Here is a 19688-nt window from a genome sequence, read left to right as displayed (position 1 = left end):
ATGATCTTTCCCGTTTAATCTGCCTGTTTTCGGTCTGGCAGGTTTTTCCAGCTTTCAAGCGCAATGGCGCGGGCCTGCTTCAGATCAACAAGGGGGGCAGGGTAACTTTTGCCCGGTGTGAAGCCAATCTGGCGGCATAAGGCGGCATCTGCTTTCCATGGGGTATGGATCAGTTTGTCTGGTAACAGCCGTAATTCAGGCACCCATGTGCGAATATACGCGCCGGAGGGATCAAATTTTTCAGATTGCCCCACGGGGTTAAAAATACGGAACCATGGCGAGGCATCAATGCCTGTGCCCGCGCACCATTGCCAGTTCATGGCATTCTGGGCAGGGTCAGCATCCACCAGACGGTCATGAAACCAGCGTTCGCCTTCGCGCCAATCGGTCAACAGATGTTTGGTCAGAAAGGACGCCACAACCATCCGAACCCGGTTATGCATCCACCCTGTTGTGTAAAGTTGACGCATGCCAGCATCAACCAACGGATAACCCGTCCGGCCCATTTTCCACGCCTCCAGCAGGTCAGGCGCATGGTGCCAGGGCAGGTGGTCAAATTCCGGGCGCAGATTGCGTGTGGCTAGGTCAGGTTCGTAAAAAAGCTGCATCCAGGCAAAATCACGCCATCCCAATTCAGCCAGAAATGTTTGCGCATTTTCTGCACTGACCGTCTTCTGCGGCGCAGCCCTGACTGCGTGCCAGACCTGCCGGGCAGATAACAGCCCGGCCCGTAGATAAGGGGAAAGGCGGGATGTGGTGTCTTTGTCCGGCCGGTTCCGTTCATCGGCGTAGTGGGCAAGGTTGTTTTCTACAAAATCATGCAGAAATTCCTGTGCGTCTTCTTCGCTGCACGGCCAGTCCTGTTCGGCGGCTGTTGCGCCGTCTGGTAGCCGTGCGGGTGGAATAGCCTGTGCTTTCAGTAGTTTTTCTAAATTATCAGAATAATTATGAAACTCTATAGTCTGGGGTGCGGGCAGGCAGCGCCCCGGCTCCCCCATGTTTTGCGCGGCACGCCACCATGCCGTAAACACCCGATAAGGCTGGCCTGCGCCGGTGCGGATGGTCCAGGGTTCATGTAGCAGCCGCACAGCCAGAGACTGGACGTCAACATGCAGGGATTCCAGCGTTGTTTTCAGCGTGGTATCCTGCGCCTTGCCCACGGGGTCGTAACGTCTGTTCCAGAAAACTGATTTTATACCAAGATGTTTAACAAGTGCGGGTACGATATCTACTGCATCCCCACCAATCTGTAACAGGTGGCCGCCTTTTTCTGTTAACGCATCATGCAACGCAGCGCGGGCTTGCGCCAGCCACCAGCCAATGACGCCCTGTTTGTACGTTGCCGGGTCATGCACATACGCGCAGACAACAGGCTGCCCACTGGCGCAGGCGGCATGCAGGGCCGGATTATCCGTCAGACGAAAGTCATCACGGAACAGAACAAGGACGGGGGCGGGGCTGGTCGGTTGTTTCTGGGCTGTCATGCTTCTACACTGCCTGCGTGCCGGGAACGTGGCAACAACCCAGGTGCGGCATGGGGTATGACGCAACTTTTTGTTTTGCGCAGGCGTTGTGTGCCACTCGGCAGAGCCTGATTGGAAGGAATATGTCATGGTAGAAAGTTGCACACCCACCGGCTGCGGCCCGCGTGCGCCGCTGACGCCCGAGCAGGAACGCGTTCTGCGCGACCATGGAACAGAACGCCCCGGGTCAAGCCCGCTGAATGATGAAAAACGTGATGGCATTTATCATTGTGCCGGGTGTGGCAGCGTGCTGTTTTCGTCCGACACCAAATACGAAAGCGGAAGTGGCTGGCCGTCGTTTTTCGCACCTGTTGAAGGCGGGGTGGAAACCACGCGTGACATCAGCCACGGCATGATCCGCACCGAGGTCCATTGCGCCAACTGCAAGGGGCATCTGGGGCATGTGTTCCCCGACGGCCCCCCACCCACGGGTGAGCGCTACTGCATGAACGGGCTGGCCCTTGATTTTCACCCAGCCGAAACGCTCTGACCATTAGGGTCGGGGCGCGAGGTCTTGACGTCAGAAAACCGGCCTCCCATCTCATGAGCATGACATACGCTCATGCTGCTGCCGGAAACGGCTTTGCTTCCTCGGTCGATACAGCACAACGCCTGCGCCGCGTTCAGCGGTTGGCATGGGTGCTTGATGCGGCTTTTCGCCTGCCGGGTACCCGCTTCCGGCTGGGCATTGACGCGCTGGTGGGGCTGATCCCTGTTGGCGGCAGCCTGATTATGGGTGCGGTGTCGCTCTATATCGTCTGGGAAGGGTGGCAGATGCGCTTGCCTCCCTCCGTTCTGGCGCGAATGGTGGCCAATATTCTGCTTGAAACCGCAGTTGATGCCGTGCCGGTGGCAGGCGACATTTTTGACGCCGCATTCAAGGCCAATCTGCGTAATGTCGCATTGATGGAACAGGCGCTCGGGCGGAAAGTCTGACGATCGGGCAGGGCAGCGGTCCCTGCCGTCCCTGCCAGCATTCCTTTACCTGCGGTCTTATAATCAGCCACCCTGAAAAGGGGTGGCTGTTTTCATGCGTGGCGCTTTATGGGGAGGAGCATTTGGTTGGTAGTCAGGCTATCCGCTGCTACCCAATGTTGCCGTGCCCATAGACTGACCAGATCAGCCTCTCGATCGGCCTAGGCACGGCGCAGTATCTGCCCACCCGTCAGGGGGGATGCATCGCGCCAAACTGGCGGCTGACAGACTGCGTTATCGACCGCCAGCTACCGCGTAGGGGATGGTCTGATGCGTTTGCCGTGCGCCAATGCCGCGGAGAAACAATGCCCAACCCCGGTCAAAAAAATCGCGCCGTTCCTGACAGCAGGCCAAGGGTTTTTGGCCGAACAACGCATCTTCCAGCGGCCAGCCCGTAATCAGGCCCGCCAACAGATTGGCGGTCGTGCTATCCGCATGACCCGGTTCAATCTGGCCCATAGCCTCGGCCGCCATTAGCAGGCGCACCACGCTGCGGTGAATGGGCTCACCAATAGTGTTGGTCGCGTGTTCCATCAGGCTGGGGTAGCGGTAAGCGTCTGAAATCAGAATCCGATAGGTGCCAAGCGCATCGGGCTGAAGCGTCAGGTCAAGCAGCAGGCGCATGACGTGTTCAAGTTCGGCCAGAGGGTCCTTCAGCGGCGTCTCGTTCATAGTGCGCAAGACAGACGCCGTCAGATTGGTAATGACTGCTTTGAACAGATCTTCCTTGGATGAATATCGCCGGTACAGGGTCTGTTTGCTGGCAGATGCCTTGCGGGCAATCTGGTCAACAGACGTGCCAGCATAGCCATGCTGCACAAACAGCCCGGCAGCGACCTCCAGCAAATAAAGGTCAAGTTGTTCGGTATCATGCGGGGTAGGGCGACCACACCGGCGTTTTTTCCCCTCCAGGCAGGGGTTCGCCATATCCAGGTGGCTGGTCATCCTCTCAAACTTGGTCATTAGGCATGATCTCGAAAAAAAATGGTCAGGTCGTGGCAGGTCTAGGCACAGACCAAAAAACGGCCAGCCGCTAATCTGTCTTCAGATGGTTGGCTGCAATATAACCCTTAATAGGTCTGTCTTACGTTATTTATGTAGAAACACAATATCCGTAGTGAAAGCTGTTCATGAATGGCTGCTCTGAAACCGGCGACACCCCGCAGTCTGGCAGGGTATGTGGCCAACATCCCCCTGCTTCCCGATGATGTGAGCCACCAGACTTCTGGTGCCTGAAAATAAAGACGTGCACAGTCAGTCCGGGTTCCAGCCTTGCGGCATTCTGCTTTCGGCATGGCCCATGCTGGCAGGAGCGCACGCAGAAAATGGCCGACCCAGACTACCCACCCCCGAAAGGTCAGCCTTCCCACACGGCAGAGGCCAAACCCGCGTCTGCTGACGGTACGCAGCCTGCGGTTCAGGCCATTCTTGCGCTGGAGCACACGCTGGGTCGTTTTTACCGGCTGGCGTGTCTGGTTGTGGCGCTTGCGGTGGTTTCGCTGCTGGTCAGCACGGGGGGGCCGGTGTTGATGGTGGTCTGCGCCTCGGCACTGGTGGCTGTTGTGCTGCACGGGGCGGCGCAGGGCATTGCGCGTCTGCTGCGCCTGCCGCAATGGGCTTCGGTTCTGGTGCTGGTCTCGGCACTGGGTGTTGCGATAACGGCGCTGGTGCGCATTTTCGGGCCGGAGATCATGGTGCAGGCGGGGCATCTGCGCTCTGCGCTTGAGGTTCAGATCCGCACCTTGCGGGATACCCTGAATACTGATGCTTTTGGTCATTTTGTAATGGATCACATTCCCCAATCCATGGGGGGCAACCAGATTGGTACTCCCGGCCATGCTGTCGGGGCGGATTTTACTGGCTCCATGACCAACGTGCTGACCTCTACCTTCGGGTCAGTTGGCACCATGATTGTGATTGTTATTGCCGGTATCTATTTTGCCGTATCGCCCCGGTTGTATGCCAATGGCCTGCTGCGCCTGGTGCCAGAGCCGCATCGCCCACTGGGGCGCAAGCTGCTGCTTACCATTGCGCACACGCTGGGGGCATGGGTGGCTGGTCAAATGCTGGATATGACCGTGGTTGGCTTTCTGACATGGTGGGGGCTGTGGGCCATAGGCATGCCACTGGCGTTGCCACTTGGGCTTGTGGCAGGCACCGCCAACTTTATTCCGTATCTGGGGGCCTTTCTGGGGGCCGCGCCAGCCCTGCTGATCGGGCTTTCAGTGGGCACGAAGCAGGCTGTCATGGTGTTGGGGCTTTATGCTGTTATCCAGACGTTTGAGGGCTACGTCATGTCTCCCTTCATTCAGAAACGGGCTGTCAGCATGCCACCGGCGTTGACCATATTATCGCAAACCATTTTTGGAGCCTTTCTGGGTGTATGGGGGTTTATTTTTGCGTCTCCCATAACCGCCGTTCTGCTGGCGGTCGCAACCCAGCTTTCCAAGCCTGTTAAACCGCAGGATGAAGTGTAAACACAGCCCCCACAGGGTGCGTAAGCATTGCTTGCCGGCGTTAAATTGCTTGGGTAGATTTATTTTTCAGCCACGCTAGTTTGGGTATGCTGTTTCCGCTGGTTTCCCCGGTCCGTGTCATGGCATAGGGGGCGCGCAATCGCGCTGAAGGAAACACGCCCGCCATGGAACCCCGCAAACCGCTTGATACGCAGGCCGTCAGCCTGATGGTTGTCCTGTGCCTGTGTTTTGGTTTGCAACAGATTGTGTTGAAGGCCACCTCTGCCGATATGGCCCCCATTTTGCAGGTTTCGCTGCGCTCTGGCGGCGCAGCGCTGCTGGTCTGGCTCTACATGCTAATGGGCAGGGAAAAACTGGCGGGGGCGGAGGGCGCATGGAAGCCGGGGCTGCTGGCAGGGGCCCTGTTTTCTCTGGAATATTTGTTGGCGGGTGAATCCCTGCATTATACATCGGCGTCCCGCGCGACGGTATTTTTATACACGTCCCCTATTTTTGCAGCACTTGGGCTGCACTGGCGCGAGCAGTCCGAACGGATGGCCCCGCTGCAATGGGCCGGAATTGTTCTGGCGTTTTGCGGTATCGCACTGGCATTTTTTGGGCATGACCTGTCCGCCCCGAATGCGCAGGCCAACCAGCCGTTAGGTGATTTTCTGGCCCTGCTGGCCGGGGCATCCTGGGGAATGACAACCGTTGTAATCCGCACATCGTCTCTGGCGCGCGTGCCTGCCAAACAGACGTTGCTCTATCAGTTGAGTGCCGCGTTTGTTCTGCTGCTGGGCAGTGCCATTGTGTTGCATCAGACCGATTTTGCGCTGACACCCAGATTATGGGGCAGCCTAATTTTTCAGACCGTCATTATTTCTTTTGTGGCGTTTCTGGCTTGGTTCTGGCTGCTGCGACATTATCTTGCATCGCGCATCAGTGTGCTGTCGTTCATGACCCCTATTTTTGGCGTTATTCTGGGCGCGGTTCTGCTGCATGAACCGATGGAGCCGGGTTTTTTGGAAGGTGCCGCCTGTGTGCTGGCAGGGGTTGTGCTGGTCAGCGGGCATAGCTGGTTGCAGCAGATGATGCGACGGGCACGCGGGCGCAGCAAAGTGTCCGGGCAGTAACGGTTCCGGCCAAGTCATTTTTTCGGCTGCATGACAGGGCTCAATTTTGTGATGGCTGTTTCCGGGCTGGAGGTCAGTATAGTCTGCGGGCTTAGCCCCGGTTCAGAAAGAGGCCATCGACCGTGTCAGATTATGAGAAATTTCGCCACCTCAGCCCTTTTGAACTCAAGGATCAGCTGATCAAGCTGGCGTCAGGCCGTGCCCAGCGCGCCATGCTGGATGCCGGGCGTGGAAACCCCAATTTTCTGGCTACAACCCCCCGGCAGGGTTTTTTCCAACTTGGCCTGTTTGCCGCGGCAGAATCTGAACTTTCTTTTTCCTACATGGCTGAAGGGATAGGCGGTCTGCCCCGGCGTGATGGGATTGAAGACCGTTTCAACGCGTTTGTTGCCGCCCATAAAGACCAGCCGGGTGTCGCGTTTCTGCGGCGTGCCTTATCTTATGTGCGTGATCAGCTTGGTCTTTCCGCGGACGGTTTTTTGCAGGAAGTTACGGCTGGTATTCTGGGATGCGATTACCCGACACCACCGCGTATGCTGAAATATGCAGAAAAAATCGTGCGTCATTACCTTATTCGGGAAATGGCGGGTGGCACCATGCCCGAGGTCACTACTGATCTGTTTGCACTGGAAGGCGGCACGGCTGCTATCAGCTATATTTTTGCATCATTGCGTGAAAACGGGCTGATTAAACCGGGGGATAAGGCAGCCATTGGTATGCCGGTTTTCACCCCGTATGTTGAAATACCTGAACTGCGAGACTACCAGTTGCAGGAAGTTGCCATTAACGCAGCCCCCGAATGTGGTTGGCAGTATCCTGAGTCTGAACTTGATAAATTGCTTGACCCTGCCGTGAAGGTGTTTCTGGTGGTTAACCCCAGCAACCCGCCTTCTGTTAAAATTAACGATGCCGGGCTGGCCCGCATTGCAGAAATTGTTAAAACGAAAAGACCAGATCTGATTATTGTCACAGATGATGTGTATGGCACCTTTGCGGATAATTTCCGTTCGCTATACAGCATATGCCCCTATAACACGGTGCTGGTTTACTCCTTTTCAAAGTATTTTGGTTCGACGGGCTGGCGGCTGGGCGTTGTGGCTACACATACGCAGAACGTGCTGGATGCGGCACTGGCCAACCTGCCAGAAGAAGACAAACTGGCGCTGGATAAACGCTATGCGTCTCTTACCCCGGATGTGCGCGGCCTGAAATTTATTGACCGACTGGTGGCTGACAGCCGCACCGTAGCGCTGAACCACACTGCCGGGTTGTCTACCCCACAGCAGGTGCAGATGGTCCTGTTTTCGCTCTTTGCACTTATGGACGGGCGGGATGCGTATAAAGCGGCTTTGAAAAATCTGTTACACCGTCGGGAGTTGGCTCTGTATCGTGACCTCGGCGTTTCCGCGCCGGATGATCAGGGGAGCACCCATTATTATACCCTGATTGATCTGGCAAAGGTGGCAACCCAGCTTTATGGCACCCGTTTTGCCCGCTGGCTGATAACGCGGGTAGATTACCAGACAATCCTGTTCCGTATTGCCGAGGAAACAGGCGTGGTCTTGTTGCCGGGTGTTGGTTTTGCCGTGCGGCGGCCTTCAGCACGGGCTTCTTTGGCCAATCTGAACGAGTACCAATATGCCAGCATCGGCACAGCGCTGCGTCGCATGGCCGACGAATATTATGATCGCTACAAACAGGAAAAAGGGTTGGAGGTGCCTGAAAAAGGGCCTGCCCCTTCCACGCCACCCGCCGAATAAAAGCGGCATAAAAAAACGGTAGCCCGAAAGCTACCGTTTTTTTTATTCCGTATCAGGCAAGGACTATCAGTCGTTCTTGCCAAATGCCGGGCGTGTGGATTCAAACAGGAACCATGTGCGGCGCTCTGTTTCGTCAATCCAGTTTTCAATCAGGCTGGCTGTTGCCACGTCATTGGCTTCACCACACAGATCATGCACCTGACGCAGGCGCTTGGTCAGAGCAAGGTTGTCATCACGGAGTTCAGCCAGCATGTCTTCGGGTGTGACATACAGGGCGTCATTATCCTGAATCTGGGTGCGACGGCTGATTTCACCGACAGAGTGTAGGGTGGTGCCACCAATTTTACGGGCGCGCTCTGCCATCGGGTCTGTCATGGCAAAAATCTGGTCGCTCTGCTCATCCAGCAGCAGGTGGTAGTCACGGAAATGGCGACCGCTCATGTGCCAGTGGAAGTTTTTTGTTTTGATATAAAGGGCAAAAACATCGGCCAGCGTGTCGGCCAGACCAACGGCAACTTCGTGAACCGCATCGGCCTTCAGGTCTGTTGGCGTGCCCAGATATTCTTTCACGTGGGCTGCTTTTGCATCAGGTGCTGATTTCGCCATAACTTCCGTTCCTTTCATGAAACCGTCTGAAATTGTGCCGCGTAATGGCGTCGTGTGACCATAAGAATGTAGGCCGTAAAAAGTTTCTTTCAAGCACGCCGCTAGCAGCTATGATCACGATGCAAGGATGAAAGAAAACTTTAATGATTCGCCTTGTTTATTCAGTTTTTAAGGGGCGGTTGAGCAGTCTGTTCTGCGCTTCTGATAACGTGATGCTTCGGGCCAGAAGGTCTGAAACGGTTTCTATAATTGGCACGCTGACACCATGCTGGCGCGCCAGTGCCAATAAGGCATCGGATGTTGGCACGCCCTCGGCCACGCCTTTTAATAATTTTGTGGCGTTTTCGGGTGTCATGCCGCGTCCTAAGGCCAGCCCCATCTGGTAATTGCGCGATGCTTCGCCCGTGCAGGTCAACAACAGGTCTCCTAGCCCGGCTAAACCCGCCAGTGTGGCAGGTTGGCCGCCAAGCGCATCTGCCAGACGCCCCGTTTCTGCCAGTCCGCGCGTAATCAGGGCTGCGCGGGCGTTTTCTCCCAGGCCGGCCCCCATAGCTGTGCCTGCGGCAATGGCAATGACGTTTTTAGCCGCCCCCCCCAGTTGCACACCAAGCGGGTCATCACTGGCATAAAGCCGAAAACTGGGGGAGGCGATATGCCCCGCCCATTCATGCGCACGCCCTTTATCGGCAGCCGCCAGCACCGCAGCGGCAGGCAGACCAGCGGCAATTTCATGGGCAAAGTTCGGGCCAGACAGTAGTCCACCCGGTATATCGGGGCGGGCATCTGCCAGGATCTGTAAGGGAAAGCGGTGTGTATCGCGTTCAACGCCTTTGCAGCAGAGGATGGCCGGAACCCCCGCAGGTAACAACGGCAGAACGGATGCTAGGTGTTGAACCGGGATAACAACCAGAATCAGATCAGCATGCGCGGGCACGGTATCTGAAACGCAAATGCTTTCTGGTAATGGATAATCTGGCAGGCGCGGCATCGCGCCAGATGTTAGTCGAGCCGCCGGGTTGCGGGCCCATAATTGCACATCGGCCCCGCGGCGGTGCATGTGAAGCGCCAGTGCGGAACCCCAGGCCCCAGCACCCATAACCACAATACGCATGTTCATGCCCTAGCCGTGCCAGAACCCTGTGCATCCGGCAAGCGACCACGATATGAATAAAAAGAGACGGATATAAAACCGGGGCTATACGCCAGAAATCTGGCCCACAATGCAGCGCTGATCAGGCAGAAAGAGCAGCAGCCTGCTGTTCAGAATTTGCCAGATGTGCCTGCATCATCTGCATCCGTGCTTCACGCAGCATGCAGACGACACCCGGCACGCAGTTCCCGCACTGTGCTTTGCAGCCCTTGGAGGCATAGATTTCACGTGGTCGGGTCGCCCCATCTGCCACGGCAGATTTAACATCTTTGTCGGTCAGGCGGTTGCAAGAGCAGATGACCATTCAGATCGTCCCGTGCTGAGTTAACACAATGGACTATACATGAATGAGAATTAGTCGCAATAGCTATTCTTAAGACCCGCATTGCACGGCTGTCATTCCCGCTGGCTTGTGATCAGAATGGCAGAGGAAAAGTCGGGAAAGCCTCATATTTCGTACCCAACCCACGTCCTTCGTGTCGCAACAAAAGGCAGCGGCCTGAAAACAAGACTCGGTGTGGGGAGGAGACTTTCAAACGGTCGGAAGTTCTGTTTCCCGATTACGGCTGACAGGAAAAATGGCGTCATAGGCTATGTTGAAGAAGAAAGCATAGACCAGATAAAAAAGAGCCAGCGAAAAGCTTAAAGAGAATGCCTGCCTGATAGTCGTGTGCAGATACCAGGCAATGGCTGGTAGAAGAACAACCTGTAATCCGGCCTCAAATAACAGTGTATGCACAACGCGGATGCTGAGTGTTTTGTGCACTGACCCGGTCAGGCGGCTTAAACTATAATCAAAACCCAGATTATAGAGATAATTCCAGATCATGGCGGCTATGGCACTGCCGATACCAATAACGCCCATTGAGTCTTCTTGTAAGCCGAATAGCTGCGCGCCGACAGGAATGACCAGCAAAAGCGCCAGACATTCAAACAGCAGAGCATGGCGCACCCGATTGGCAGGGGAACGCATGGGGGGAAGAGCAGGATCATCAGTTGACATGGGCGCAACCTATCTCATAACCCACGTAAGGAAAGATAGAACCTATCTGTTTTGGTGATGGATGACAGTTTCGCTTGACCAGTTACAGGCGTTTGTTGTGGCAGCCGAGGAGGGATCATTCTCGGCGGCAGCCCGTGTGTTGGGCAAGGCGCAATCTGCTGTCAGCACGCATGTCAGTAATCTGGAAATAGATCTGGGCCTTCCGCTGTTTGACCGGTCAGGGCGGGTGCCAGTTCTGACGGTTGCCGGGCAGCGTCTTTTGCCCGAGGCCCGGTTGGTGCTTGAACGCAGGGAGCATCTATTGGGGGTAGCGCACTCTCTGGAGGAAAAAGTCGAAAACAAACTGGTTGTGGCCATAGATCAGCTTTACCCCGAGCACGCGTTGGGCACGATTTTTTCTGAATTTGCGACTGTTTTCCCGCATGTGCAGATGGAAATTCTGTTTCCGCTGATGGAGGATGTGGCGCAATTGGTGCTGGATGGCGTGGCTGATCTGGGCGTGATGTGGCAGCAGGAGCATCCGCAACCTGAATTGTTATTTCAGGCAATCGGTCATGTTGCGCTCAAGCTGGTCTGTGGGCGTGATCACCCTTTGGCACAGGGCATGGTGACGTGGGACGATTTGAAACGCTACCGCCAGATTCTTGTCGCAACTCGTGGCCGGGAACAGACACGTCAGAGTTTGCGGGTCAGTGCGGACGTCTGGTGGGTGGAAAGCCATTGGGTCATTCTGGAAATGGTGAAGCACAATATAGGGTGGGCTTTTGTGTCTGACCATGTGCTCGCCGCATCAGCAACAGCACCGTATATTGTGTCCCCAGAGTTGCAGCAAAGCGTAGGGGAATGCCTGACACCGCTTGTGACAGTATGGCGAAAAAAGCAGGCCCACGGCCCCGCCGCCCAATGGCTTCGTGCACGGTTGGGGCGCGATGGTATTCCAGATTTAGCACCAACGTGCTTTTCTAGCGTGTCATGACAAGATTAAACTGGCCGTAGAAGAAATTACCACAGGAATACTATTGGCAGATGAGGATGCTTTGCTGTATTCTTCTGGGAGTGATGAAAGTAGGTGCAACTCAAATATTAAGTATTTGCAAAATATAAATAAAAACAAGAAACCAAAAAATTATATTTTTGTATAATAAATAATAAACTTATATGTAGAAATAAAATTTAGAGTTATTCAGTTATTAATTTTTTATTTTATCGCTTTACATCAAACAGTTCGCATGCGAGTGTTCGTGCCGATGGTTTGGCTATAGTTTGCATTACACAAATTTTGGAACGCACGGACAATTTTATGGCAGCTCTCAAAGAGAAAAGCGCGGTTTTGGCCCAGTTTGGTAAAGATCAGCGGGTTCTGGTGTGTAGTGGTGGACGGTATGAATCTCAGGCAAATGCCCAGATTCGTGAATCCATCATGGATGGGTGGGCAGAATGCTTTGGTGAGGAAAATGTGACCGCTGTTCATATCAGCGGTGCGGCGGCCTCTGTTGCGCGCCTGAAGCCTACCATTGTGTTTGCTATTGGGTCCTACCTTCCCGAAAGCACATATTTTGGCGAAGTCTGCCGTGAAGCCAAAAAAATAGGGGCCTCCACCGTTTTCTGGGCAACAGAAGACCCCTACGAACAGGATGCGAACTATCGCATTTCAGACGATTTTGACATTGTTTTCTCCTGCGACCGCTGGGGGCATAATTTCTACCTGCGTGACAAAGTCTTCCATCTGCCTCTGGCCGCCAGCCGCAAACTGCACTACGCCCCGCTGACGGGTGAAGCGGACAGAACGATTGACGTTCTGTTCTGTGGTGTTGCGTTTACCAGCCGTAAGGACATTGTGCGCACGCTTATGCCGTCTCTGCGTAAGTTGAATGTGCGTATCATCGGTCCGGGTTGGGGCGAATTTGGTATCGGCTTTTCTGATGCGCGTATTGAAAAGCATCAGTTGGTCGAACTGTATCAACGTTCCAAAATGGTGCTCAATCTGGGCCGGTCCCTTCATTTTGAAAACAAGCGTTTCATGATTTCCCCTTCCACCCCGGGGCCGCGCACATTTGAAGCCGCTGCTGCCGGCGCGTTTCAGGTATTTCATGAAGACACGTATGAACTGCGTCGTTATTTCAACGCTGACGAAATCCCGACTTTTTCCAACAAGCGCGACTTTGATAAATTAGTGGAAGAGTATCTGCCTAACCCTGAAAAACGGGCAGAAGCCACCCGGCGAGCGCAGGAAAGAACCCTGGCGGAACACACGTATGGCAACCGTATTCAGGATGTGGTCCGTGTTCTGCATGAACAAGGATTCATGGCCTGACAAGCAGTTCGTCCGGCCATAGGGTTACGTGCCCTGTGGCCGGCCAGTTTGCAGTCTCACTCAAGCGAACAGACCCTCATCGCTGCCAGTAAAACGGAATGATGGTGGATCATACTGTAAGTGTAAGCGTGGAATACAGGGATGTCTTTGTCTGAAAACAGGAAAAAGTTTGACTGGTCTGCTTTTGACCTGGAATGGTACAAAAAGCGGTATCAGCCTGTTCTTTCTTTTTTTAATGTAAAGTCAGATGAAGAAATCCGCCGTTTTTATGAAACGCGCGGGCCTGCACTCAAGCATTCTCCCAATCTGTTTTTTGATGAAGCCTGGTATATTAGTCGCTACCCCGTGGTGGTGGACCACGTTGCCGCGGGTGACTACGTTTCTGGTTTTGACCATTACTGCAAAGTCGGTTTCTGGTCCTGTAACCCGCATTGGTTATTTGATGAGGATTATTATCGCCGGAACTTTCTGGATTTCCCTATAGAAACCCTGGCCGAAAACGGTTTCAGAAACGGGTATGATCATTATTTGAATCAGGGCGGTCGGCTACACTGCGCGTCTTCCCCATTTTTTGACCCCGCCGTTTTTCTGGCGGATGCGCCTGACTTTGTGGTGAATGTTGACGATGGGCCCTACATCAGTCTGCTGAAGGCGTTGCCGAATGCAGACTTACAGATGCGGCGGTTTTCTCCTTACTTTGACCCTGAATGGTATCTGGAAACCTACCCCGAAGTAAAAAGGGAAGCGTTTCTCTGGAATGGCCCGCTGCACCATTATCTGGCGAATGCCAAACCCACCTATTACAATCCGAATGCCTATTTTTCAGAACAGTTTTACGCAAAAGCCTATGAAGATGTAGCAGATGCTGTAAAGCACGGGGCGTTCAGAAACTGTTATGAGCATTTTGTAAAAAATGGTCAGTATGAACTGCGTCAACCTGCCGAAGACGTGAAATTGCGCGTTTATGCAGAAAATCCTAAAGTAAAAAGCGAAATCGCAGCCCATACTTTTCCAAGTGTTTTTGTTCATTACATAGCGCATGGCGGCATAGTGGAAGAAACTGGTTATACAGCGCATGAACGGGAATATATCTCGAAAAGCGTTTATCAGGACATGTGCCGGGTGCGGTTGCCGCTATTGCTGCGCAGCGGTCTGGACTTTTCATACGAAAAGCCAGAAATCAGCGTTATTATAATTGTGCACAATAATTTTGCCATGACCATGTCGGCTCTGGCGTCTTTACGTGCCAATTATGCCGGTAGCCTTCAGGTTATTCTTGTTGATTCCGGCTCGTCAGATGAAACGCGCCATATTGAACGTTTTGTAAAAGGGCTGGATGTTATCCGGGCCTTAGGAAATGTCGGGTTCCTGATGGGCTGTAATGAAGCTCTGGGCCATGTGAAGGCAGACTTTACACTCTACCTGAATAATGACCTCGAACTGATGCCTAACGCTTTGGAAAATGCCGTGGCGCGGTTTGCTAAGGAGCCGAATGCAGGGGCTGTGGGTGCCAAGCTGGTGCGTACAAACGGTCTTTTGCAGGAAGCGGGCAGCATTATCTGGGGGGATGGCGGCGTCTGCGGCTATCTGCGTGACCACATGCCAGATAGCCCGGAAGCCAATTACGTACGGTCAGTAGATTTCTGCTCTGGTGCGTTTTTACTGGTGCGTACAGACCTGCTGCGTCAGCTTTCGGGGTTTGATCCTGACTATGCCCCTGCCTATTTTGAAGAAACGGATCTCTGCGTTCGTATTCGTCAAAAGGGTGCAGATGTTGTCTATGACCCGGCAGTTGTTGTTGTTCACTACGAGTATGGCACATCTGGCACGCTGGAAAGCAACCAGATGATGGTCGTAAATCAGCAGAAATTCATAGAAAAAAACCGGGCCTATATCGAAACGCGCCCTGCACGAAACCCACATCAGGATTTGTGGGCGCGCTCGGCTGTACCAGCGACAAAAAATGTTCTTTTCATAGAAGACTTTTTGCCGTTCAGGCATCTTGGTAGCGGCTTCACCCGCTCCAATGACGTGATTACGGCTATGGTCAAATCACTGGGCTGTCACGTTACGGTTTATCCCGTATTCCGCCCAATGGGCATGGTGGATGATACCTACACAGGCTTTCCTGACCGTGCCGAAATCGTGGCGAACAAAGGGCTGGAAGATCTGGCAGGTTTTCTGAACTCTCGCCCCGGTTATTATGATGTCATTTGGGTGGCGCGGACCCATAATGCCGAGCGGCTGGCCCCGGTATTGGCGGAATGTGCGGGCGCGCTGTCTGGCTGCTCCGTCGTGCTTGATACGGAAGCCGTGGCATCGGGCCGAGAATTACAAAAATGGGCACTGAAAGGTGAGCAGCCTCAGCACTCCCTTGAAGAAATGCTGCAAAAAGAATTTCGTTCGGCCGGCATCGCCCAGAAGCTGGTGGCAGTGAACCAGAAAGATGCCACAACGCTGCGACGCCTTGGGCATCAGGACGTCTCTGTTCTGGGGCATTTGCAATCCGCGCACCGCTTCACACCCGGTTTTACCGAACGGCAGGATATCCTGTTTGTCGGGGCGGTGCATGACAGGGATTCGCCGAACCTCGATTCCCTGATCTGGTTCGCGAATGAGGTGCTGCCACTGTTTGACCCCCACTTGCCGCCAGACGTGAAATTCAGGATTTGTGGTTACACCAATCCTGACATTGATCTGAAAAAAATTCTGGCTCACCCAAGGGTAGATGTCGTGGGGCGCGTTGAAGATGTGACGCCTTACTATAACGCGCACCGTGTGTTTGTAGCACCCACCCGGTTTGCTGGCGGTATTCCCTACAAGCTGCATGAAGCCGCCGCGCACGGTATCCCGATTGTGGCGTCAGATATCCTTTGTGAGCAGGTTGGCTGGCAGTCAGGGGAAGATCTGCTGGGGGCGGCAACAGGAAACGCCGCGGCTTTCGCCCATGCTGTTGTCAGCCTGTATCAGGACCGGACACTGTGGCAGAAAATACGCCGGAATGAACTCAGGCGTGTTGCGGTTGAAAATGAACCCGCAGCCTATGTTCGTACCATTCAAACCATTCTGGATGTACCAGCGCGAAACCCGGAGTATCTGTGTTGAGCAATCAGGTGCAACCCAATAAAAAGAACACTCCAGTTTTCGACGCTTGCTTCAAGTAAAGAAGCGATTACAAATTACGTGATCATGTGCCTTGATGGGGCTCACTACAGGACGATAAGGGCGGCAAAAATCAGATGGCCATAATTTACAACACCAACTATACGCACAACCCCAATGCCTATCTGACCTTGGGGGTTGAGCGCGCTGCCAAAGCACTCCTGGGTGATGATCAGGTCGTTGTGGCCGATAATCACGATCTGGGTGCCCTGGCCGCAGCAGGCGAGCATTCCACCCTTATCTGTATTGATGGTCAGCGGATCAATATTCCGCTGCTGCAACGCATGCGGCCCGCGTTCAAGACCATGATCCTCTGGACATTTGAAGATCCTTTCATGAAGGATTTCAATGCTGCCAATGCCGGTCTGTTTGATTACGTCTTCACCAATGACCCGTCCTGTGTCGAAGCCTACGGCAGTAAAGGCCACTACCTGCCGCTGGCGGCCTCTCTTTCACTGCATGACCGTCTGATCAAACCGGCTGATCAGCTTGATTATGACATTTTCTTTGCTGGTACCATGTGGCCAAACCGCGTGGAAACCCTGCGCCATGTCATTGCCGCGTTCCCGAATGCACGGTTGAAGCTGATCTGCCCCGGTAACGAATATCTGCCGCCTCTGCCGTCCGATCTGGCTGAACTGGCTATTCAGCGCCCGGTTAGCCACGAAGCCTTTGTTGATTTTGCAAACGCCAGCGCAGTGACGCTGACCATGTTCCGTGATTATGCCAGCCATGGCGATACCAGTCAGGCGACGGCTCCCGGCCCCCGCTTTTATGAACTAGGTCTGGCCGGCACGGCACAGGTGATTGAAGCGCCTGAAGCCATGGACAGCAAATATTTTGACGATGTGAAGGGCATTGCACTTGCCCGTCATGTTGGTGGTGTTATTGCTGCCATCGACAGTTTCCTGACCAACCCGACCTTGCGGAAACGGGCGGCACAGGCAGCCAAGAAATCTGTTCTCGACAAACATCTGTATGAAAACCGTCTGCGCACCATGATGGACGTTACGGGGGCAGATTTTGGCCGTCGTAAAGCGCCGCCAGTGCCAACAGTTGCACAGCGTCGCCTACGTGTGCTGATGTGCACGCATTCCACAAAATATGAAGCCGCTTGGGGTGGGGTTGAAGTTTATCAGGAAACCCTGTGCTCTCTGCTGGGGCGTGAAATTGATTTTTACTACTGGCTGCGCCGTGGTGGTCACTGCCGTCTGATTACCTCTGATGGGGAAGAGGTCGAACGCTTTGACGTGCCGGAAGTCGGCTGGACAGATGCAATGTGTGACGGGCCAGAGGAAATGGCCTTCTCCAACGTGCTCAGTCACTACAACATGGATGTTGTGCACTTCCAGCACCTTGGCCATCATGCGCTGTCTCTGCCCATCATCGCCAAGGCCTGTGGTGCTGGCGTTGTGTTCTCGGCCCATGATTTCTGGCTGATTTCTTCCCGCTACAACCTGCTTGACCAGAGCTTCCGGTATGACGAGGAACTGACGAAATCCGTTGTTGCCTATGACATTATTCTGAAAAATGCAGAAAATGTTGAATATGGTGGGGAACAGACCCGTCGGGCTTTTGTGGCCACAATGCTGCATTCTGTGGATGCATTGCTGTTTGGTACAGAACACTCCTACAATCTGATCAGCAAAATCTACCCGATTGTTAAGCAGAAAAAATGTGCCATCATGGGTATCCCATCCCCTGAAAGCACGCTGCCGGTTGCGCGGAAGGATTATAAGCCTCTGGATGGCAAACCACTCAGTGTTGCCATCGTAGGGAACTTCCTGCGTACCAAAGGGGCCGATACCATTCTCAATCTGATTGAGATTGCACACCCCGATAATTTCCACTTTCATATTTTCGGGGCTGTTCACCCGGAATATAAGCAGGTGCTGGCTGACCTTAACCGCCCCAATGTCACGGTGCATGGTCAGTATTCCATGGGTAACACTGACGCGTTGAAGGTAGCGGACGTCGCCCTGAACCTGAGCATCTGGCCGGAAACATATTGTATTTCCCTGTCAGAAGCCTGGCAGAACGGTCTGCTGCCCATCGTCACGGATGTTGGCGCGCTGCATGACCGTGTGGAAGATGGCGTGAACGGTTTCAAAGTGCCGATCAACAGCCCCTCCATGGTGCTGGAACGTCTGGAGCTTCTGCGCGCCTCTGAACCGCTGCGCAAACAGATGATGGCCAATATCTCGCCCGCATTGTGGACCGACGGTGCGGAATATGGTCGTCAGCTCCGTGATATTTATTACGAAGCTGCGCCATTTACGCGTCTGGGCTTTTCTGAAATGCAGATTGATGCTGGACAGGTTCATCTGCTGCCGCACGCGTCCTGGCGCCATCAGGCTCCGCCGCGTCATATCTTTGATCCGCCAACCACGCGTGATCTGTCGGTTGAATTGCCAGAACCCGTGAGTGACTGGTTCGCTATTCAGGATGCCGAATATTACATTGATGATATTTGTCATCATGTTTTTGCAGAAAGCGAACTGGTTGATTTTGAAGGCGCTTACGAATTTCATATTCGGGGTTGGCACATGGTGCCGCGTGTCAGCGCATCCGGCACGCTTTATACCGTGCTGATTGGTGACAAGAACCAGCCTGTTATCTTCCTGCCTTGCATCCGGGAATCGCGCCCTGATGTGTTGACTATTTATCCTGATGCACCGCGTCGTTCCGGGTTTGCCGGTCAGGTTGCGCTGCGTGGTAAATGGTGTGAAGGCACGTTCCGTGTTGCCTTGATCAACGTGATCAACGGCCGTGGCAGTTTCGCTTTGACCCCCTTCCAGATTCAGGTTGATGAAGGCAAGATCAAGCATATTCTGTATGCCCAGCCATCCAACCTGCGTGTGATGGCAGACTTCCGTCGGGTTGCTCATCAGGATGGTCAGATCCGTGGTGTCAAGCTGACACAGCCTGGCACACAGGCATTGCAGGTCTATAATGGCGGGGATCTTGAATATTACATTGATGAATGCTCGGGCCTGATTGGTAATCCACCGCGTGAAATCAATAAAAACGGTTTCTATCTCAGCGGTTGGGCGTTCCTGCATAATATCCGCGCTGCCGGGAAGCTGTTTGTCGCTTGTGTGGCTGAACAGTCTGACGAAATCTTCTACTTCGGCACAGAACGATGTGTGCGGAGTGACGTCAGTGGGGTGTTCTCTGATGCGCCCCTATGCGTTGGTTTCGAGGCTGACATTGTCTTCAAATCTGGCTTCCCCAAAAGCCTGACAGGCGATTATCGTATCTGTCTGGTCAACACCGTGAATGACCAGATCGGTATTCGCCCACTGGATTTTGTTGTGTCTTTGGATGGCAACAGCGTGAAAGACGTTGTAAACCGCGAGGTCTCTCCGCAGGTGGCAGAGCATGTGCGCGCTATGCTGCGTGCAACAATGCAGCAGACATCTGAACTGGTCAGTGCCTGAGTGAGTTATACGCTTAACTTGCAGGTTATTGTTACTGCAAGCTAGCATTTGACATGATGCTGAAGGGAAGCCCGGACAAGCTTTAGGCAGCTTGTTTGGGTTTTCTGTCATATGGTTCAGAAAAACATTCTGTCAAAATGGTAAGAAATTAAAAAACTGGAGGGTT

The 19688-nt window shown here is 53.8% G+C and carries 15 protein-coding genes; 9 read left to right on the top strand and 6 right to left on the bottom strand.

Going from position 1 to position 19688, the window contains the following annotated elements; all coding sequences use genetic code 11:
• Nucleotides 1–14: 14 nt before the first annotated feature.
• Nucleotides 15–1484: a cryptochrome/photolyase family protein gene (locus Abin_RS04150; protein ID WP_048845099.1), complete on the bottom strand. Its 1470-nt coding sequence runs from the start codon at nucleotides 1482–1484 to the stop codon at nucleotides 15–17.
• Between the two features lie 127 nt (nucleotides 1485–1611).
• Between Abin_RS04150 and msrB the strand changes: the two genes are divergently transcribed.
• Nucleotides 1612–2013 carry a peptide-methionine (R)-S-oxide reductase MsrB gene (msrB, locus tag Abin_RS04145; protein ID WP_048845098.1) on the top strand — a complete coding sequence of 134 codons (402 nt, stop codon included), beginning with the start codon at nucleotides 1612–1614 and terminating at the stop codon, nucleotides 2011–2013.
• Nucleotides 2014–2072: 59 nt separating this feature from the next.
• Nucleotides 2073–2459 (top strand): DUF4112 domain-containing protein, encoded by a 387-nt coding sequence (locus Abin_RS04140; RefSeq protein ID WP_048845129.1) that lies wholly within the window; start codon nucleotides 2073–2075, stop codon nucleotides 2457–2459.
• 273 nt (nucleotides 2460–2732) lie between these two features.
• On the opposite strand, the gene Abin_RS04135 is transcribed toward Abin_RS04140, so the two are convergent.
• A complete protein-coding gene (locus Abin_RS04135) occupies nucleotides 2733–3443 on the bottom strand; it encodes a TetR/AcrR family transcriptional regulator (RefSeq protein ID WP_179192693.1) in 711 nt (236 codons plus the stop codon).
• Nucleotides 3444–3823: 380 nt separating this feature from the next.
• Between Abin_RS04135 and Abin_RS04130 the strand changes: the two genes are divergently transcribed.
• The 3 genes from Abin_RS04130 (at nucleotide 3824) to Abin_RS04120 (ending at nucleotide 7847) form a co-directional block, all read left to right on the top strand.
• On the top strand, nucleotides 3824–4975 hold the full coding sequence (locus Abin_RS04130; RefSeq protein ID WP_084593451.1) for an AI-2E family transporter: 1152 nt from the start codon (nucleotides 3824–3826) through the stop codon (nucleotides 4973–4975).
• Nucleotides 4976–5139: 164 nt separating this feature from the next.
• Nucleotides 5140–6087, top strand: coding sequence for a DMT family transporter (locus Abin_RS04125; RefSeq protein ID WP_048845096.1), 948 nt, complete (start codon nucleotides 5140–5142; stop codon nucleotides 6085–6087).
• A gap of 122 nt (nucleotides 6088–6209) precedes the next feature.
• A complete protein-coding gene (locus tag Abin_RS04120) occupies nucleotides 6210–7847 on the top strand; it encodes a bifunctional aspartate transaminase/aspartate 4-decarboxylase (protein WP_048845095.1) in 1638 nt (545 codons plus the stop codon).
• Between the two features lie 66 nt (nucleotides 7848–7913).
• On the opposite strand, the gene Abin_RS04115 is transcribed toward Abin_RS04120, so the two are convergent.
• The 4 genes from Abin_RS04115 to Abin_RS04100 all read right to left on the bottom strand — a co-directional run bounded on the left by Abin_RS04115 (nucleotide 7914) and on the right by Abin_RS04100 (nucleotide 10606).
• Nucleotides 7914–8453 (bottom strand): Dps family protein, encoded by a 540-nt coding sequence (locus Abin_RS04115; protein ID WP_048845094.1) that lies wholly within the window; start codon nucleotides 8451–8453, stop codon nucleotides 7914–7916.
• Between the two features lie 157 nt (nucleotides 8454–8610).
• A complete protein-coding gene (locus Abin_RS04110) occupies nucleotides 8611–9570 on the bottom strand; it encodes an NAD(P)H-dependent glycerol-3-phosphate dehydrogenase (protein WP_048845093.1) in 960 nt (319 codons plus the stop codon).
• Nucleotides 9571–9685: 115 nt separating this feature from the next.
• Nucleotides 9686–9907 (bottom strand): (2Fe-2S)-binding protein, encoded by a 222-nt coding sequence (locus tag Abin_RS04105; protein ID WP_048845092.1) that lies wholly within the window; start codon nucleotides 9905–9907, stop codon nucleotides 9686–9688.
• 228 nt (nucleotides 9908–10135) lie between these two features.
• Nucleotides 10136–10606: a PACE efflux transporter gene (locus Abin_RS04100; RefSeq protein WP_084593450.1), complete on the bottom strand. Its 471-nt coding sequence runs from the start codon at nucleotides 10604–10606 to the stop codon at nucleotides 10136–10138.
• A gap of 61 nt (nucleotides 10607–10667) precedes the next feature.
• Here Abin_RS04100 and Abin_RS04095 point away from each other — a divergent pair, with 61 nt between their 5' ends.
• The 4 genes from Abin_RS04095 to Abin_RS04080 all read left to right on the top strand — a co-directional run bounded on the left by Abin_RS04095 (nucleotide 10668) and on the right by Abin_RS04080 (nucleotide 19522).
• Nucleotides 10668–11582: a LysR family transcriptional regulator gene (locus tag Abin_RS04095; RefSeq protein WP_048845091.1), complete on the top strand. Its 915-nt coding sequence runs from the start codon at nucleotides 10668–10670 to the stop codon at nucleotides 11580–11582.
• A gap of 324 nt (nucleotides 11583–11906) precedes the next feature.
• A complete protein-coding gene (locus Abin_RS04090) occupies nucleotides 11907–12920 on the top strand; it encodes a CgeB family protein (RefSeq protein ID WP_084593449.1) in 1014 nt (337 codons plus the stop codon).
• A gap of 141 nt (nucleotides 12921–13061) precedes the next feature.
• Complete coding sequence (locus Abin_RS04085) at nucleotides 13062–16025, top strand: glycosyltransferase (RefSeq protein WP_048845090.1); 2964 nt, start codon at nucleotides 13062–13064, stop codon at nucleotides 16023–16025.
• A gap of 134 nt (nucleotides 16026–16159) precedes the next feature.
• Nucleotides 16160–19522: a glycosyltransferase gene (locus Abin_RS04080; protein WP_048845089.1), complete on the top strand. Its 3363-nt coding sequence runs from the start codon at nucleotides 16160–16162 to the stop codon at nucleotides 19520–19522.
• The last annotated feature ends 166 nt before the right edge of the window (nucleotides 19523–19688 follow it).

Source organism: Acetobacter indonesiensis (genome assembly GCF_000963945.1).
In the GTDB taxonomy this organism is placed as follows: Bacteria; Pseudomonadota; Alphaproteobacteria; order Acetobacterales; family Acetobacteraceae; genus Acetobacter; species Acetobacter indonesiensis.
Note: the sequence above shows the minus strand (reverse complement) of the source record. Positions and strands in the feature narration are given on the sequence as shown.

Excerpts from the sequence above, each read along its gene's own strand:
- Abin_RS04150 (WP_048845099.1), bottom strand. The coding sequence starts at position 1,484 with ATGACAGCCCAGAAACAACCGACCAGCCCCGCCCCCGTCCTTGTTCTG.
- msrB (WP_048845098.1), top strand. The coding sequence starts at position 1,612 with ATGGTAGAAAGTTGCACACCCACCGGCTGCGGCCCGCGTGCGCCGCTG.
- Abin_RS04140 (WP_048845129.1), top strand. The coding sequence starts at position 2,073 with ATGACATACGCTCATGCTGCTGCCGGAAACGGCTTTGCTTCCTCGGTC.
- Abin_RS04135 (WP_179192693.1), bottom strand. The coding sequence starts at position 3,443 with ATGACCAGCCACCTGGATATGGCGAACCCCTGCCTGGAGGGGAAAAAA.
- Abin_RS04130 (WP_084593451.1), top strand. The coding sequence starts at position 3,824 with ATGGCCGACCCAGACTACCCACCCCCGAAAGGTCAGCCTTCCCACACG.
- Abin_RS04125 (WP_048845096.1), top strand. The coding sequence starts at position 5,140 with ATGGAACCCCGCAAACCGCTTGATACGCAGGCCGTCAGCCTGATGGTT.
- Abin_RS04115 (WP_048845094.1), bottom strand. The coding sequence starts at position 8,453 with ATGGCGAAATCAGCACCTGATGCAAAAGCAGCCCACGTGAAAGAATAT.
- Abin_RS04110 (WP_048845093.1), bottom strand. The coding sequence starts at position 9,570 with ATGAACATGCGTATTGTGGTTATGGGTGCTGGGGCCTGGGGTTCCGCA.
- Abin_RS04105 (WP_048845092.1), bottom strand. The coding sequence starts at position 9,907 with ATGGTCATCTGCTCTTGCAACCGCCTGACCGACAAAGATGTTAAATCT.
- Abin_RS04100 (WP_084593450.1), bottom strand. The coding sequence starts at position 10,606 with ATGTCAACTGATGATCCTGCTCTTCCCCCCATGCGTTCCCCTGCCAAT.
- Abin_RS04095 (WP_048845091.1), top strand. The coding sequence starts at position 10,668 with ATGACAGTTTCGCTTGACCAGTTACAGGCGTTTGTTGTGGCAGCCGAG.
- Abin_RS04090 (WP_084593449.1), top strand. The coding sequence starts at position 11,907 with ATGGCAGCTCTCAAAGAGAAAAGCGCGGTTTTGGCCCAGTTTGGTAAA.
- Abin_RS04085 (WP_048845090.1), top strand. The coding sequence starts at position 13,062 with ATGTCTTTGTCTGAAAACAGGAAAAAGTTTGACTGGTCTGCTTTTGAC.
- Abin_RS04080 (WP_048845089.1), top strand. The coding sequence starts at position 16,160 with ATGGCCATAATTTACAACACCAACTATACGCACAACCCCAATGCCTAT.